General features: G+C 64.5%; 17 protein-coding genes. 7 read left to right on the top strand and 10 right to left on the bottom strand.

What is annotated here, in order from left to right:
* Positions 1 to 111: 111 nt before the first annotated feature.
* From argS to RID11_RS04940, 6 genes are all read left to right on the top strand, one after another.
* Positions 112 to 1,857: an arginine--tRNA ligase gene (argS, locus tag RID11_RS04915; RefSeq protein ID WP_350136311.1), complete on the top strand. Its 1,746-nt coding sequence runs from the start codon at positions 112 to 114 to the stop codon at positions 1,855 to 1,857.
* 82 nt (positions 1,858 to 1,939) lie between these two features.
* Complete coding sequence (locus RID11_RS04920; RefSeq protein WP_350136312.1) at positions 1,940 to 2,863, top strand: SPOR domain-containing protein; 924 nt, start codon at positions 1,940 to 1,942, stop codon at positions 2,861 to 2,863.
* On the top strand, positions 2,860 to 3,867 hold the full coding sequence (gene nagZ, locus RID11_RS04925; protein ID WP_350136313.1) for a beta-N-acetylhexosaminidase: 1,008 nt from the start codon (positions 2,860 to 2,862) through the stop codon (positions 3,865 to 3,867). The genes RID11_RS04920 and nagZ overlap by 4 nt, the downstream gene beginning before the upstream one ends.
* Entirely contained in the window at positions 3,860 to 4,648 is a 789-nt protein-coding gene (locus tag RID11_RS04930) for a segregation and condensation protein A (RefSeq protein ID WP_350136314.1), read from the top strand. The genes nagZ and RID11_RS04930 overlap by 8 nt, the downstream gene beginning before the upstream one ends.
* A gap of 4 nt (positions 4,649 to 4,652) precedes the next feature.
* Entirely contained in the window at positions 4,653 to 5,315 is a 663-nt protein-coding gene (scpB, locus tag RID11_RS04935) for an SMC-Scp complex subunit ScpB (RefSeq protein ID WP_050663432.1), read from the top strand.
* A 98-nt stretch (positions 5,316 to 5,413) separates the two neighbouring features.
* Positions 5,414 to 5,563: a hypothetical protein gene (locus RID11_RS04940; RefSeq protein WP_350136315.1), complete on the top strand. Its 150-nt coding sequence runs from the start codon at positions 5,414 to 5,416 to the stop codon at positions 5,561 to 5,563.
* On the opposite strand, the gene RID11_RS04945 is transcribed toward RID11_RS04940, so the two are convergent.
* The 8 genes from RID11_RS04945 to RID11_RS04980 all read right to left on the bottom strand — a co-directional run bounded on the left by RID11_RS04945 (position 5,551) and on the right by RID11_RS04980 (position 11,223).
* A complete protein-coding gene (locus tag RID11_RS04945) occupies positions 5,551 to 6,159 on the bottom strand; it encodes a nucleotidyltransferase family protein (RefSeq protein WP_350136316.1) in 609 nt (202 codons plus the stop codon). The two genes, RID11_RS04940 and RID11_RS04945, sit on opposite strands and share 13 nt — an antisense overlap.
* A gap of 4 nt (positions 6,160 to 6,163) precedes the next feature.
* On the bottom strand, positions 6,164 to 6,970 hold the full coding sequence (locus tag RID11_RS04950; RefSeq protein WP_350136317.1) for an ABC transporter permease: 807 nt from the start codon (positions 6,968 to 6,970) through the stop codon (positions 6,164 to 6,166).
* A complete protein-coding gene (locus RID11_RS04955; RefSeq protein ID WP_350137725.1) occupies positions 6,967 to 7,848 on the bottom strand; it encodes an ABC transporter permease in 882 nt (293 codons plus the stop codon). Before RID11_RS04955 ends, RID11_RS04950 begins: the two co-directional genes overlap by 4 nt.
* 57 nt (positions 7,849 to 7,905) lie before the next feature.
* Positions 7,906 to 8,625 (bottom strand): transporter substrate-binding domain-containing protein, encoded by a 720-nt coding sequence (locus RID11_RS04960; RefSeq protein ID WP_350136318.1) that lies wholly within the window; start codon positions 8,623 to 8,625, stop codon positions 7,906 to 7,908.
* A 29-nt stretch (positions 8,626 to 8,654) separates the two neighbouring features.
* A complete protein-coding gene (locus RID11_RS04965; RefSeq protein WP_350136319.1) occupies positions 8,655 to 9,428 on the bottom strand; it encodes an ABC transporter ATP-binding protein in 774 nt (257 codons plus the stop codon).
* Positions 9,429 to 9,551: 123 nt separating this feature from the next.
* Positions 9,552 to 10,295, bottom strand: coding sequence for a phosphate/phosphite/phosphonate ABC transporter substrate-binding protein (locus RID11_RS04970; protein ID WP_350136320.1), 744 nt, complete (start codon positions 10,293 to 10,295; stop codon positions 9,552 to 9,554).
* Complete coding sequence (locus RID11_RS04975; RefSeq protein ID WP_350136321.1) at positions 10,292 to 10,732, bottom strand: tellurite resistance TerB family protein; 441 nt, start codon at positions 10,730 to 10,732, stop codon at positions 10,292 to 10,294. Before RID11_RS04975 ends, RID11_RS04970 begins: the two co-directional genes overlap by 4 nt.
* 53 nt (positions 10,733 to 10,785) lie before the next feature.
* On the bottom strand, positions 10,786 to 11,223 hold the full coding sequence (locus tag RID11_RS04980) for a tellurite resistance TerB family protein (protein WP_350136322.1): 438 nt from the start codon (positions 11,221 to 11,223) through the stop codon (positions 10,786 to 10,788).
* A gap of 168 nt (positions 11,224 to 11,391) precedes the next feature.
* Here RID11_RS04980 and RID11_RS04985 point away from each other — a divergent pair, with 168 nt between their 5' ends.
* Positions 11,392 to 11,964 (top strand): hypothetical protein, encoded by a 573-nt coding sequence (locus RID11_RS04985; protein WP_350136323.1) that lies wholly within the window; start codon positions 11,392 to 11,394, stop codon positions 11,962 to 11,964.
* Positions 11,965 to 11,968: 4 nt separating this feature from the next.
* On the opposite strand, the gene pyrG is transcribed toward RID11_RS04985, so the two are convergent.
* A complete protein-coding gene (gene pyrG, locus RID11_RS04990) occupies positions 11,969 to 13,612 on the bottom strand; it encodes a CTP synthase (RefSeq protein WP_350136324.1) in 1,644 nt (547 codons plus the stop codon).
* 172 nt (positions 13,613 to 13,784) lie between these two features.
* Positions 13,785 to 14,147, bottom strand: coding sequence for a preprotein translocase subunit SecG (secG, locus tag RID11_RS04995; protein ID WP_350136325.1), 363 nt, complete (start codon positions 14,145 to 14,147; stop codon positions 13,785 to 13,787).
* Positions 14,148 to 14,286 lie beyond the last annotated feature (139 nt).

Consider the following 14,286-nt stretch of genomic DNA (forward strand, 5'->3'; position numbering starts at 1 on the left):
GCGGGGAATTGGGCCGGGCCTTGTGGCTCGGTCCTGCATCTGGGGCCTGAATGATTGACGCGGGGGCTATCGGTGGTAAACCGGCGCGCATCGCAGCAGGAAAGGCGTGCCATGAATCTCTTTACCGACATCCGCAGTCTCGTCCTTGATGCACTGGCCCGGATGCAGAGCGCGGGACAGTTGCCCGAGGGGCTCGACATGGGCAATGTCACGGTGGAGCCGCCGCGCGATCCGGCGCATGGCGATATGGCCACGAATGCCGCGATGGTGCTGGCCAAGCCTGCCGGGCTGAAGCCGCGCGACATTGCCGCCACGCTGGCCGACATGCTGGCCGAGGACGACCGCGTTGCCGTGGCCGAGGTGGCCGGGCCGGGGTTTCTCAACCTGCGGCTGGCGCCGGGGCTGTGGCATCGCGTGCTGCGAAACGTGCTGGAGACGGGGCCGGATTTCGGGCGCTCGGATTTCGGGCAGGGCAAGCGCGTCAATGTCGAATATGTTTCGGCCAACCCGACCGGGCCCTTGCATGTGGGCCATACGCGGGGGGCGGTCTTTGGCGATGCGCTGGCGAGCCTGCTGGATTTCAACGGCTATGAGGTCACGCGCGAATATTACATCAACGATGGCGGCGCGCAGGTCGATGTGCTGGCGCGGTCGGTCTACCTGCGGTATCTGGAGGCGCATGGGCAGGAGGTGGCCTTTGCCGACGGCACCTATCCGGGCGATTACCTGATCGAGGTCGGTCGCGCGCTCAAGGACAAGGTGAATGATGCCTATGTTGGTCAGCCTGAAGAGGTCTGGCTGGAAGCGATCCGCGATTTCGCCACTGAGGCGATGATGGATTTGATCCGGGCGGATCTCAAGGCGCTTGGCGTCGAGATGGACGTGTTTTTCTCGGAAAAATCGCTCTACGGGACCGGACTGATCGAGGCGGCGATCGAGGATCTGCGGGGCAAGAACCTGATTTACCGCGGCGTGCTGGAGCCGCCCAAGGGCAAGATGCCCGAGGATTGGGAGCCGCGCGAGCAGACGCTGTTCAAATCGACCGAGCATGGCGATGACGTGGACCGCCCGATCATGAAATCGGATGGTGGCTGGACCTATTTCGCGCCCGATATCGCCTATCACTATGACAAGATCAGCCGGGGGTTCGATCTGCTGATCGACGTGTTCGGTGCCGATCACGGTGGCTATGTCAAGCGGATGAAGGCGGCCGTTTCGGCGCTGTCGGAAGGCCGGGTGCCGGTCGATATCAAGCTGTGCCAACTGGTCAAGCTCTACAAGAACGGCGAGCCGTTCAAGATGTCGAAGCGCGCGGGCACGTTTGTCACCCTGCGCGATGTGGTCGATCAGGTGGGCGCGGATGTGACCCGCTTTGTCATGCTCACGCGCAAGAACAATGCGCCGCTGGATTTCGATTTCGACAAGGTGATGGAGCAATCGAAGGACAACCCGGTATTCTACGTGCAATATGCCAATGCGCGGGTGAATTCGGTGCTGCGCAAGGCGCAGCACGCGGGGATTGCGGTCGACGATGCCACGCTTGCGGCGGCGGATCTGTCGGGGCTGACCCATGAGGCCGAGATCGCGGTCGCCAAGAAGGTCGCCGAATGGCCGCGCCTTGTCGAGATCGCGGGCCGCTCGAACGAGCCGCACCGGGTGGCGTTCTATCTCTACGATCTGGCCTCGGACCTGCACGGGCTGTGGAATCGCGGCCATGACGAGCCGTCGCTGCGCTTTCTGCAGGAGGGCGATCCGGCCACGTCGCAGGCGAAAATCGCCCTCGTGCGCGCCGTAACCGTTGTTATTTGCGCAGGTCTTGGTATCTTGGGGGTAACTCCGGCGGAAGAGATGCGTTAAGCGATCCGACATCAAGCCGGGGATGAGGCAGTGTAATCAATTCCCGGCGGCCATGTATCGCCGGTGAGGCAAGAGGCAGAGCATGGCTGATATGCACGATGCAGGGTTCGAACCGGCGCCCGCACGCACGGCGGCACTCGGGACACTCACCAATATCACAGGCGCGGTCCTGTCATTTGCGCTTGTCGCGGGGGTGGGCGTCTGGGGCTATGAACTCATCATGCGCGACGTTTCGGGTGTGCCGGTGGTGCGCGCGGTCGAGGGGCCGATGCGCGTGGCCCCCGAGGATCCGGGCGGACAGGCGGCCGATCATCAGGGGCTGGCCGTCAATGCGGTGGCCGCCGAGGGCATCGCCGCGGCACCTGCGGATCGCCTGATCCTGGCGCCGCCGCCGCTTGACCTGACGCTGGAGGATGTGCCGCGAGTGGCGGCAGCGACTGCGGAACCGGCGGAGGTCAGCCCGACCGCCGAGGCGGGTGAGGAAACCCCGGATGACGCGCCCGAGGTGCTTCAGCAAGCCTCCGTGCAGGCGCTGGCCGATCTGGTCGCCGAGGATGTCGCCCCGCTGACCCCGCTTGATCCGCCGCAGGAGGATGCCGCCGAGGAACCGGAGCAGGCGACCGTCGAGGGTGGGCTGAGCCGGTCCTTGCGTCCGCGTCAGCGGCCGGACGTGTCGCAGGCCGTGGCGCTTGCCGTGGCGGCGGCGCGCAGCACGGATGAGGCGGCGCAAGAGATTGATCCCGAGGCGATCCCGACAGGAACACGCCTTGCGCAGCTTGGGGCGTTTGAATCGGCTGCGGTGGCGCGCGAGGAATGGGACCGGTTGCAGACCCGGTTCGAGGATTTTCTGGATGGCAAGAACCGCGTGATCCAGAAGGCCGAGAGTGGTGGGCGGACGTTCTACCGGTTGCGCGCCATGGGCTTTGCCGATCTCGGCGAGGCGCGGCGGTTCTGCTCGGCTCTGGTGGCGGAACGCGCCGATTGCATCCCGGTGGTCACCCGGTGACGCGCTACGGCGCGACGATCCTCGATGCCGAAGGGCTGTGTCTGACCCCTGACGAGAAAGCGTTTTTTCGCGATGCGCGCCCGTTCGGGTTCATCCTGTTCGCGCGCAATATCGACACGCCGGATCAGGTGCGGGCGCTGTGCGCCGAGATGCGCGAGGCGGCGGGGCATGACGCGGTGATCACCATTGATCAGGAGGGCGGGCGCGTGCAGCGCCTGCGCGCGCCGCACTGGCGCGACTGGCCCGCGCCGCTGGATCAGGTGGCGCAGGCGGGGGCCGAGGCCGCACGGGCGATGTATCTGCGCTACCGGATCATCGCGGCGGAACTGCATGCGCTCGGGCTCGACAGCAATTGCGCGCCGCTGGTCGACGTGGCCGGGCCGCGCACGCATCCGTTCCTGCGCAATCGCTGCTATGGCGAGGATGCCGTGACGATGGGCGCGCTTGGTCGTGCGGTGGCGGAGGGGCTGTTGGACGGGGGCGTGCTGCCGGTGGTCAAGCATATCCCCGGGCATGGCCGCGCCGAGGCCGACAGCCATCACGATCTACCGCTGGTGGATGCCGTGAAGAGTGACCTGCAAGATGTTGATTTTGAGCCGTTTCGGCTGCTAAATGACCTGCCGCTCGGGATGACGGCACATGTGGTCTATTCGGCCATCGACGGCCTGCCCGCCACGCTGTCCGCCCCGATGATGCGGGTGATCCGCGAGGAAATCGGCTTTGACGGGCTGATCATGACCGACGACATCTCGATGAAGGCGCTGCAGGGCACGCTGCCTGATCTTACGCGCAAGGCGCTTGGCGCAGGCTGTGACGTGATCCTGCATTGCAACGGCACGCTGGCGGAGCGGCAGGCGGTGGCAGAGGCGGCGGGCGCGATGTCTGACGCGGCGCAAAGCCGGGCGGAGCGGGCTCTGACATGGCGTAAAACGCCCGATCCGGTTGACATTTCGGCCCTCTCGGCGCAGCTTGACGCGCTGATGAGTGGGCGCTTGCATGGCTGAGGACGACTTCGATCAGGGTGAGGCAGTGACCAATGTGGCGGACCGTCTGGCCGCCGAGGCGCTGATCGTCGATGTGGACGGGTTCGAGGGGCCGCTCGACCTGCTACTGACGCTGAGCCGGACGCAAAAGGTCGATCTGCGCAAGATATCTGTCCTGCAGCTGGCGCAACAATACTTGGCCTTCGTGGAGCGCGCCAAGGCGCTGCGGCTGGAACTGGCCGCCGATTACCTAGTGATGGCGGCGTGGCTGGCGTTTCTCAAATCACGGTTGCTGTTGCCGCCCGACCCGTCGGAAGACGGGCCCTCGGGCGAGGAGATGGCGGCGCATCTGGCGTTTCAGCTGGAGCGGTTGCAGGCGATGCGCGATTGCGCGGCGCGGCTGATGGGGCGCGACCGGCTGGGGCGGGATTTCTTTGCGCGCGGTATTCCCGAGGACGTGATGCGGCTGCGCAAGGTGCAGTATACCGCGACGTTGCTGGACCTTATGCAGGGCTATGCGCGGATCAGGACGCGCGACGAGTTCCGCCCCTATGTCATGGACCGGGACGCGATTTTCACGATGGAACAGGCGCTGGAGCGGTTGCGGGGGCTGATCGGCTTTGCCGGGACATGGACGGATATCTCAAGCTATTTGCCGGACGGGTTCACCACCGATCCGGGGCGGCGGCGCTCGGCGACGGCGTCGACCTTTGCGGCCTCGCTGGAATTGGTGAAAGAAGGGCGGGTAGAATTGCGGCAGGCCGAGACATTCGCCCCGATCGAGCTGCGGCGTAAGGATTAAGAGTTTGTCAGAAGAAACGGAAAAGAAAGAAGAAAGCCTGTTTGATGCGCCGCCCATGGCGGAGCAGGAGCGGATGGTTGAAGCGATGCTGTTTGCCAGCGCCGAGCCGCTGAGCACGCGCGATATGGGCGAGCGGATGCCACATGGCTGTGACCCCGCAGAGGCGGTGGTGCATCTGCGCAAACGCTATGAGGGGCGTGGGGTCAGGGTGGCCAAGGTCGGCGATGCCTGGGCGATGCGCACCGCGCCCGATCTGGGCTATCTGATGAGCCGTGAGACGGTCGAGACCCGCAAGCTGAGCCGGGCGGCGATCGAGACATTGGCGATCATCGCCTATCATCAGCCGGTCACGCGGGCCGAGATCGAGGAGATCCGGGGCGTGTCGGTCAGCCGGGGCACCGTCGATCAACTGCTTGAAATGGAATGGATTCGCTTTGGTCGGCGCAAGATGACGCCGGGGCGTCCGGTGACCTTCGTGGTGACGCAGGAGTTTCTGGATCAGTTCGGGCTAGAGAGCGCGCGCGATCTGCCGGGGCTCAAGGAACTGCGCGCGGCGGGGTTGCTGGAGAACCGCCCGCCACCCGGCACGATGCCGCAACTGGGCGAGGGCGAGGAGGCCGACGAGACCGAGACCGCGCCCGGGCAGAACGAGTTGTTCGAGGATTGAGGCGCGCGCACCCGGCCGGTGAATTTCTGCCGGTCCTGCCCTGAAATCTGCACGTTTACATGTTATGGTCTGCAAGAGGCAGCGAGAGGAGAGGCGCAATGAACGCCAATCAGATGATCAACATGGTGATCCGCATCGTCATGCGCCGGTTTCTGAGCCGGGGTGTGAATGCGGGGATGGATGCGGTGGGCAAGCGCATGGGCAGCGGGGCCAAGCGTCCGCCGCGGGACAAGGATCACCGGTCCTGATCGGGTGAGGTGTGGCGCCACGCGGTCCACGCCTCGGGCGTGTCGAGATCGGTGGTGGCGCGGGTGCCCGGTAATCTGACGGTTTGAACGGGGTTGGCGTGCAGGATGTCCTGTGCGCCCTGATCGCCTGTGAGGTGGCGCATCGCGGGCAGGAACGCGGCCGGGAAGAGCACCGGGTGACCGGGGGTGCCGTCCTGGGCCGTGGCGCGGATTATTTTACTCTCATCATAGGCTTGAAGGACGGTGTTAATGTCCTCTGCGGTCAGGTCCGGCAGGTCGGGCAGGAGCACCAGGAGCGCGCTAGGGTCGTGGCGCAGTGCCCAATCGGCCCCGGCGCGCAATGAGGCGGAAAGGCCTGTGGCGGCATCCTCGACAATCACGGTGGAAAGCTGCGGCTGTGCGAGATCGCGCAACGCCTCGGCGCGCCGGGGCCTGTCGGGGGGCAGAGTGACGAGGACGGGGTGCCCGAGGCCAAGCGCCATCCCGACCCGGTCACGCAGAAGGGGTGCACCGCGCACCTCCTCCAGCAGCTTGTCGCGCCCGCGCATCCGCGACGAGGCCCCGGCGGCGGGAATGAGGATGAGCACATCGGCCATGCCGTCAGCGGATCACGTTCATCCGCAGTTTCAGCCCGCGCCGTGCCTCTTGCGGCAGGTGGCGGTTGAGGTGGCGGTTGATCAGCCCGAAAATCCCGATGATCACCAGCGTGAGCAGGATGAAATATCCCGCAAGGATCGGGTAGGGCACGAACGGGTTGAAGGTCTTGTCAGCGAAGTAATTGGCGTAATAGAGCGCGTCGCCGCGTTGTTGCCAGGCCGGAAAGCCCGAGAAAAAGACCAGCGTGGTGGCGTGAAAGAGAAAGATCGCCTCGTTGGTGTAGGCGGGCCAGGCAAGGCGCAGCATGGTCGGCCAGATGATCCGGCGAAACCGTGCCATGCCGGTGAAGCCGTAGGCATCGGCGGCCTCGACATCGCCCTTGGGGATGGAACGCAGCGCGCCGTAGAAGATTTCCCCCGAATAGGCGGCGGTGTTGAGAAACAGAACGATCAGTGCCCCGAGCCAGGCCGAGGTGAAGGCGTCGAAGACGGGCGAGACGGATTTCAGCGAGAGGAACAGGAAATAGGCGAAAAAGAACTGGATGAAGAGCGGCGAGCCGCGAAAGACGAAGATGAACCATTCCGAGGGCTTGCGGATTGCCGGGTTCTGCGCGCCCTTGCCGAGGGCGACAAGCGTGGCGAGGAAGAACCCGGCCAGCAGGGCGAGCGTGCCGAAATAGACATTCCAGATCAGGCCGGAGCCGATCAGGGTGAAATGCTCGCACAGCGTATAGCCCTCGCGCGGGAGCAGGCGTTCGCCATAGCCCAGGGAGCGGAAGGCATAGTCCTGAACGGTCTGCCAGCAACTCATGCCGCTTTCCTCTGCGCTTCGCCGCCGGTGGTGGCCTGGCCGTGGGTGAGGCGCTGCATCAGGCGTTCGAGGTAGATCTCGGAGATGCGGGTGAGGCCGAGGTAGAAGACCATGAGGCCGAGGAAATACCACATCCGCCAGTCGCCATGCGGATAGTCGGTAAAGCGGGGGTTGGCGGTGCCGCCCAACTCGCGCGCCCAGTAGACGATATCCTCGACACCGAGCAGGAAGAGCAGCGGCGTCGCCTTGGTCAGCACCATCCAGAGATTGCTGAGGCCGGGCAGCGCATAGACCCACATCTGCGGCACGAGGATGCGCCAGAAGGTCTGACGCCGGGAGAAGCCATAGGCGGCGGCGGTCTCAAGCTGTGCATGCGGGACAGCGCGCATGGCGCCAAATAGCACGTTGGCGGCAAACGCCCCGAAGACGATGGCGAAGGTCAGGACGGCGAGGAAAAAGCCGTAGGTTTCATGCATCCATTGCGGATCATTGCCAAGCGGCAGCTTGGCCGCCTGACAGACCACGAAATCGTTGCCCTGCCATATGGGTTGATCCCAGTCCGGGCATTTGACCTTATGGCGGATCGCCTCGAAGAGCTGATCGAGAGCGATGACGAAGAACAGAAAAAACGCGATATCGGGCACGCCGCGCACGATGGCGATATAGCCCTTGCCGAACCAACTGAGCGGGGCAAAGCGCGAGCGCGCGGCCATCGCGCCGCCAAAGCCGAAGGCCAGTGCTGTGGGCGCGGTGATCGCCAGCAAGAGCAGCACGGTGCCGGTGGCGACATAGAGATTGGCGTGCTTGCCCGTGGTGAGGTAGCACGACAGCCATTTCAGGCCCTCAAGGCTGGCAGGATCGGCGCAGAAGGAAAAAATGGCGGCCTCCCTCGGGTGGAGAGGCCCCCGCGCAGGGCGCGCGGGGGCGGGATTGGATCACTCGAAGGTCGAGGAGACTTCCCATTTCTTGATCATTTCGTTGAGCGAGCCGTCATCCTTCATCGACTGGATTGCGGCGTCAAAAGTTTCGCGCAACTCGCCGTCGGATTCGCGCACGCCCATGCCGACGCCACCGCCAAGCGGCACGTCTTCGCCGACGAACATCAGGTCGGCATCTTCGGCCGCGACGGGCGCCAGGAAGGATTTATCGGCCAGCACCGCATCCGCCTCGCCGTTGCGGACGGCGGCGATGGTTTCCTCGGGTGTGGCGAATTCGACCAGCGTTGCGCCGGATTCGGCGACATAGCCCGCCTGAATGGTGCCGGTCTGTGCCGCGATCACGCCGCCGGTCACGTCCACGCCCTCGGACATGCCGAGATAGGCCGAGGGATCGGGGGGCGTGTAGTTCTGGGTGAAGTCGATGACCTCGTCGCGCTCGTCGGTGATCGACATGCCGGCGATGATGGCGTCATAGTTGCCCGAAACGAGGTTGGGGATGATGCTGTCCCAGTCGTTCGTCACCCATTCGCAGTTGAGTTCGGCGCGCTTGCACAGCTCGTCGCCAAGCTCGCGCTCGAAGCCGTCGACCTCGCCCGCGTCATTGATGAAGTTCCACGGGGGGTAGGCGCCTTCGGTGCCGAGGCGGACGACGTCCTGCGCCATGGCCATGCCCGCCATCATGGCGAAGGCGGCGGTGGAAAGCATGAGTTTTTTCATGAGTGGTTTCTCCCTTTGGTTGGTTGCTCTCAGGCGGCCATGGTGGAGCTGAGAAAGCCCTGTAGCCGCTCGGATTTCGGTGCGCCGAAGAGCGCGTCGGGCGCGCCCTGTTCCTCGATCAGGCCCTGATGCAGGAACACGACGTGATCGCTGACATCGCGGGCCATGCTCATGTCGTGCGTGACGATCATCATCGTGCGGCCCTCATTGGCCAAGTCCTTGATAACACGTATTACTTCTTGTTCAAGCTCGGGGTCGAGGGCGGAGGTCGGCTCGTCGAAGAGCAGTGCCTCGGGCTCCATGCAGAGCGCCCGGGCGATGGCGGCGCGCTGTTGCTGGCCGCCCGAAAGCTGCGCCGGGTAGACATCGCATTTGTCGCCGATGCCGACCTTGTCGAGATAGCCGCGCGCGGCCTGCTCGGCCTCGGCGCGGTCGCGGCCCAGCACGGTGACGGGGGCCTCCATCACGTTTTGCAGGATGGTCATATGCGCCCAGAGATTGAACTGCTGGAACACCATGGAAAGGTTGGTGCGGATGCGCAGAACCTGGGCTGCGTCCGCCGGGTGGCGGTTCAGCCCCTCGCCACGCCATTTGACCGGCTCGCCCTTGAAGAGGATATCACCCTGCTGGCTGTCCTCGAGCAGGTTGGCGCAGCGCAGGATGGTGGATTTGCCCGAGCCGGACGAGCCGATGAGCGAGATCACATGCCCCTTGGGCGCGGTGATATCGACGCCCTTGATCACCTCGAGCGCGCCGTAGGCCTTGTGCAGATTACGGATTTCGAGGACCGGAGTCGTGGTCAAGCGCGTCACCCTGTTGGCTGGTCGTTTGTCGTTTTCATGACAATAGGGCTGAAAAAATGGTGCAATGCAACTTGCAATGCGGGCGAATGGCGGGGCTGACGTCCGAATTGACGTATCGTCAGCTCAATTCGGAGGCGGTGGCGGGGGATTGGGCACGGCAAGATAATCCGTTGCGGGCAGACGGATGATGCCGGTGATGCCGAGGGTTGTGCGGTCGTCCTGCGAGAGCCCGGCGATGGCCGTTTGCAGAGCGTCAAAGAGCGGGGCCGGGTCATTGGCCTGCGCGGTGATATAGGGCAGGGCGGGGGTTGGCTCGGTACGGGCGAGAACCTGCAAATTGTCGGTGAATCGGTCATGGGTGTGCAGGATGTTCCACGTCAGCGCGTCGATGGCGGCGATGTCGGCACGGCCCTCGGCGACGGCCATGGCCGAGGCGCGATGCGCGCCGGTCTTGACCGGGTTCGAGAAGCTGAAGCCGCGTGCGGCGGCCCAGTTTTGCGGCGCGGCCCAGCCCGATTGCGAGAGCGCCTCGTTATAGGCGAAGGGAGCGCTGGCAAAGTCCTGCGGGGCCTCGCGCGGATCGTCGGCGCGGACGACAAGCGCGCTGTGATAGTGCCCCGGCGGCGTGTCGGGCAGGGCGAGGACCGGCGTGCCGACGAGCTGCACATGTGGGTGCAGGCGGGCGCGGAACGGGTAGCCGCAGGTCTGCGCGATGAGCAGATCGGGGCTTTGCCAGATGTCCCAGAGATCGCCGTCGCGGGTGAGGGTCTCGGGGCCGTATCCCAGACCGGCGCGCATGGCCTGCCAGAGCCGGTCATTGGCCGCTGCCGTCTCGGGCCGGTCATACATCGGCAGGGCGGCGATCATTCGGTGGATGTGACCCGTTGGCGGGCGAGTGCGCTGTCGCGGTCGGAGATACCCAGGAAGTTTGAGACGAGCCGAAGGAGCGAATCCTCGTGGCTCTCACGCTCGCCATCGGCAAGTGCCACCTGCCACAGCGCCTCGATTACGGCGACGCGCTCCTCGTAGGGCACCGCATCCTTGATCGCGCGGGTGAAGCGGACGGTATCGGGGGCCTCGGATTCGAGGGTTTCGGCATCCATGCGCAACGCCTCGGCCGCGTCATGCGAGAGGTTATACCGCGCCTCGACGATCCGGGTGATTCGAATGATTTCGGAGGCCGCATAATCGCCATCGCTGCGCGCGACACGGACAAGCAGGGCGGTGAGCGCCAGACGGGCATCGCCATCGTCGAGCGGATCAGGTTCGGGCTGAAACAGCCGGTTGAGAAGATCTGCGAACATGGCCACAGGTATAGGGCGATGCGGCGCGCGGGCCAATGGCGAATTGCGCGCGCTTATTGCGCCTCGGCTTGCGCGCGGGCGGTGTCGCTGTCGGCATGGCTGAGCCCCATCGCCTCGCGGGCGGCGTCGAGCACCTGCAGTTCCTGAGGCTGGCTGTCGCCATCCGAAAGCACCACTTCCCACAGCGCCTCGAGTGCGGCGACGCGGGCCTCGAGACTGACGGTTTCGCGGATCAGGAGGCCGAATCGATCGGTATCGGGGGCGGCATGTTCGAGCTTCTCGCAGATCGCGCGCATCTTGGCTGCCTCGATCGGTTTCAGTCCGTAGAGTCGGGCGAGGAGACGGTCGATGCGCTTGATCTCGGCCAGATCATAGTGGCGATCGGACTTGGCGACACGCACCATCAGCGCCCCGAGTGCGAGCTTCTCGTCGGGTTCGGGCAGGGGACTGGGCTTGGGCGCCTGAAAGGCGTGCAGGATACGGGACAGCATCCGTAAATCGTAATCCGCGCGGGCCGCGCACCCAAGCGAATTCTCGCCGATCTCATGCGAGGCGCGCGAAAATGTGCAGCGCCGCAACGGTGACACAATTGCTCCCAAGAAATCCCATTTTGTGAGCCGAAAGAAAGGCCTGCTGCTACTAGAAATACGGAGTTTGATATGAGCGAGGCTGACGCGTGGGCCGGGATGTCGGCAGAGGCGCAATTGGCACAGCTTCGCAGCCTGCCGGCCCGGGAAATGGCCGATCTTGTCACCAATTATGACTGGTCGCAGCATCCCGAGCCGGTGCTTGGCTGGGCCATGGCGCAAAAGGGGATCGACCTGCGCGTGGCCGTTTGTGTGTTTTTTAACGGCGCACCGGAGCGGTTCAATTACATGCCCAAGCGTCACGTGCCCGACCCGCTGCGTGGTACGGCGCGGGTGCTCGACAATATCTGCCTGCGGATAAATAGCGGGTTCTATCTGGTGCAGCCCGGCAGCAAGCCGTCCAGCGACAGGGCCCTGCGGCGATGGCTTGAGTATCAGGCGGCGGACCGGCGCGAAGGGCGGCGCGGGCGCTGGATTCTCGACGAGGCAATCCTAACGCCGATGCTGAACGATGAATTGAGCGCGCCGCCGGAACAGACCGCCTGGCGGCACGCGCGCCCGAGACTTTGGCGAGCGTTGCTTGCGCCGCTGATCGGGCTGGGGGTGGATCGCGATATCCTGAAATACAAGGAGCCGCGCGGCTGAGGCGTTACACCAGCCGCGAGGTTTCCACCGCCGCGCGCAGGAAATCCGAGAAAAGCGGGTGCGGTGCGAAGGGTTTGGATTTCAGTTCGGGGTGATATTGCACGCCGATGAACCACGGGTGATCGGACCATTCGACGATCTCGGGCAGGCGGCCATCGGGAGACATGCCCGAAAACGTCAGACCGCAATCCTCCAGCTTTTCGCGATACTTGGTGTCCACCTCGTAGCGGTGGCGGTGGCGTTCGTCGATCGCGGTGGTGCCGTAGATCTGCGCCACGCGGGAGCCCTCCTTGAGCACCGCGTCATAGGCGCCGAGGCGCATGGTGCCGCCCTTGTCGTCGCTGACATTGCGCTGCACCTTCTCGTTGCCCTGCACCCATTCCTTGAGGTGGTAGACGACTGGCTCAAACCGTTTCTTGCCCGACTCAAGGTCGAATTCCTCGGAGCCCGCGTGTTTGAGCCCGGCGACGTTGCGCGCCGCCTCGATCACCGCCATCTGCATGCCGAGGCAGATGCCGAGATAGGGGATCTTGCGGGTGCGGGCAAATTCGGCGGCCTTGATCTTGCCTTCGGTGCCGCGCTCGCCAAAGCCGCCCGGAACCAGAATGGCGTGGAACCCTTCGAGATGCGGGGCGGGGTCTTCGCGCTCGAAAATCTCGGCATCGACCCATTCGACATTGACCTTGACCCGGTTGGCCATGCCGCCATGAATGAGCGCCTCCTTGATGGATTTATAGGCGTCTTCCAGTTGCACGTATTTGCCGACGATGGCGATATTGACCGCGCCGTCGGTGTTGTGGATGCGGTCCACGACATCCTGCCAGACCGTGAGATCGGGGCGTGGCGCCGGGCTGATCTGGAACGCGTCGAGCACCGCCTGATCGAGCCCTTCGTGGTGATAGGCGAGCGGTGCCTCGTAGATCGACTTGAGGTCATAGGCGGCGACCACATGTTCCTTGCGGACATTGCAGAAGAGCGCGATCTTTTCGCGCTCCTTGTCTGGGATCGGCTGTTCGGAGCGGCAGACGAGGATATCGGGGGCGATACCGATGCTTTGCAGCTCTTTTACCGAGTGCTGGGTCGGCTTGGTCTTGAGCTCTCCGCTCGCGGCGAGATAGGGCAGGAGGGTCAGGTGCATGAAGATGCATTGCCCGCGCGCCCGGTCGTGGCTGAACTGGCGGATCGCCTCGAAGAAGGGCAGGCCCTCGATATCGCCGACGGTGCCGCCGATCTCGCACAGCATGAAATCGACCTCGTCGTCGCCGATGGCGAGGAAGTCCTTGATTTCATTGGTGACGTGGGGGACGACCTGAATGGTCTTGCCGAGGTAGTCACCACGACGTTCGCGTTCCAGCACATTGGAATAGATGCGGCCCGAGGAGACGGAATCGGTCAGTCGGGCGGGCACGCCGGTGAAGCGTTCGTAATGGCCGAGATCGAGATCGGTTTCGGCCCCGTCATCGGTGACGAACACCTCGCCATGCTCGAACGGCGACATGGTGCCGGGATCGACGTTGAGATAGGGGTCGAGTTTGCGCAGGCGGACCGAGAAGCCGCGCGCCTGCAAGAGCGCGCCCAAGGCTGCCGAGGCGAGCCCCTTGCCAAGCGAGGAAACGACGCCGCCGGTGATGAAGATGTAACGTGCCATGCGCGCGCAAAGCCCCCCGTGATGCTGCGTTTGTGATGCTTGATCAAAAGCCCGGAACGGCCCTGAAAAGGCCATCCATCACGGGATTTAACCAATAGAGGATTCGGGAGGGATACGCAAGCCAACCGCAAGATCATGTTGCGGTGGCAGCACGCCCCTCAATGGTTTGTGGTCAGTCGGCGGTGGGCGTCAGGGGCGCGTTGTCGCCCGAGGGCGGCGGCAGGAGCGAGCCGTCGCCGGGCAGGCCGGGCACGCTTTCCTCCACCGGAGCAGGTTGATCGCCAAGACGGTCAAGCACCGAACTGCCCGCCGATTGCTGCGCCGCGATGATGGTAAGCGTGATCGAGGTCACGATAAAGGCCGCCGCGAGGATCCATGTGACCTTGCCCAGGGCCGTGGCTGCGGCCCGGCCGGTCATGGCCCCGCCGCCACCGCCGCCCATGCCAAGCCCGCCACCCTCGGAGCGTTGCAGCAGCACCACGCCGATCAGCGCGAGCGCCAGAAGCAGGTGGATGGTCAGGACGACGTTTTCCATGGGTCACAGGGCCTATCACTTGATCGCGGTCTGCGCGGTATCTATGCAATTCCGCTGCCGCCCGCAACCCGGCAATGTGGGAGGCCTTGGCGGAGGGGCGTTCTGGTGCGGGGGTCAGAAGAAACTGAGCCGGGGTCGG

The organism is Roseovarius sp., assembly GCF_040219995.1.
Lineage (GTDB): Bacteria > Pseudomonadota > Alphaproteobacteria > Rhodobacterales > Rhodobacteraceae > Roseovarius.

Coding starts and splice junctions, on each gene's coding strand:
- RID11_RS04960 (WP_350136318.1), bottom strand. CDS start 8,625: ATGAAAAAACTCATGCTTTCCACCGCCGCCTTCGCCATGATGGCGGGC.
- RID11_RS04970 (WP_350136320.1), bottom strand. CDS start 10,295: ATGATCGCCGCCCTGCCGATGTATGACCGGCCCGAGACGGCAGCGGCC.
- RID11_RS04980 (WP_350136322.1), bottom strand. CDS start 11,223: ATGCTGTCCCGTATCCTGCACGCCTTTCAGGCGCCCAAGCCCAGTCCC.
- RID11_RS04945 (WP_350136316.1), bottom strand. CDS start 6,159: ATGGCCGATGTGCTCATCCTCATTCCCGCCGCCGGGGCCTCGTCGCGG.
- RID11_RS04940 (WP_350136315.1), top strand. CDS start 5,414: ATGAACGCCAATCAGATGATCAACATGGTGATCCGCATCGTCATGCGC.
- secG (WP_350136325.1), bottom strand. CDS start 14,147: ATGGAAAACGTCGTCCTGACCATCCACCTGCTTCTGGCGCTCGCGCTG.
- pyrG (WP_350136324.1), bottom strand. CDS start 13,612: ATGGCACGTTACATCTTCATCACCGGCGGCGTCGTTTCCTCGCTTGGC.
- RID11_RS04985 (WP_350136323.1), top strand. CDS start 11,392: ATGAGCGAGGCTGACGCGTGGGCCGGGATGTCGGCAGAGGCGCAATTG.
- argS (WP_350136311.1), top strand. CDS start 112: ATGAATCTCTTTACCGACATCCGCAGTCTCGTCCTTGATGCACTGGCC.
- RID11_RS04930 (WP_350136314.1), top strand. CDS start 3,860: ATGGCTGAGGACGACTTCGATCAGGGTGAGGCAGTGACCAATGTGGCG.
- RID11_RS04975 (WP_350136321.1), bottom strand. CDS start 10,732: ATGTTCGCAGATCTTCTCAACCGGCTGTTTCAGCCCGAACCTGATCCG.
- RID11_RS04950 (WP_350136317.1), bottom strand. CDS start 6,970: ATGAGTTGCTGGCAGACCGTTCAGGACTATGCCTTCCGCTCCCTGGGC.
- RID11_RS04920 (WP_350136312.1), top strand. CDS start 1,940: ATGGCTGATATGCACGATGCAGGGTTCGAACCGGCGCCCGCACGCACG.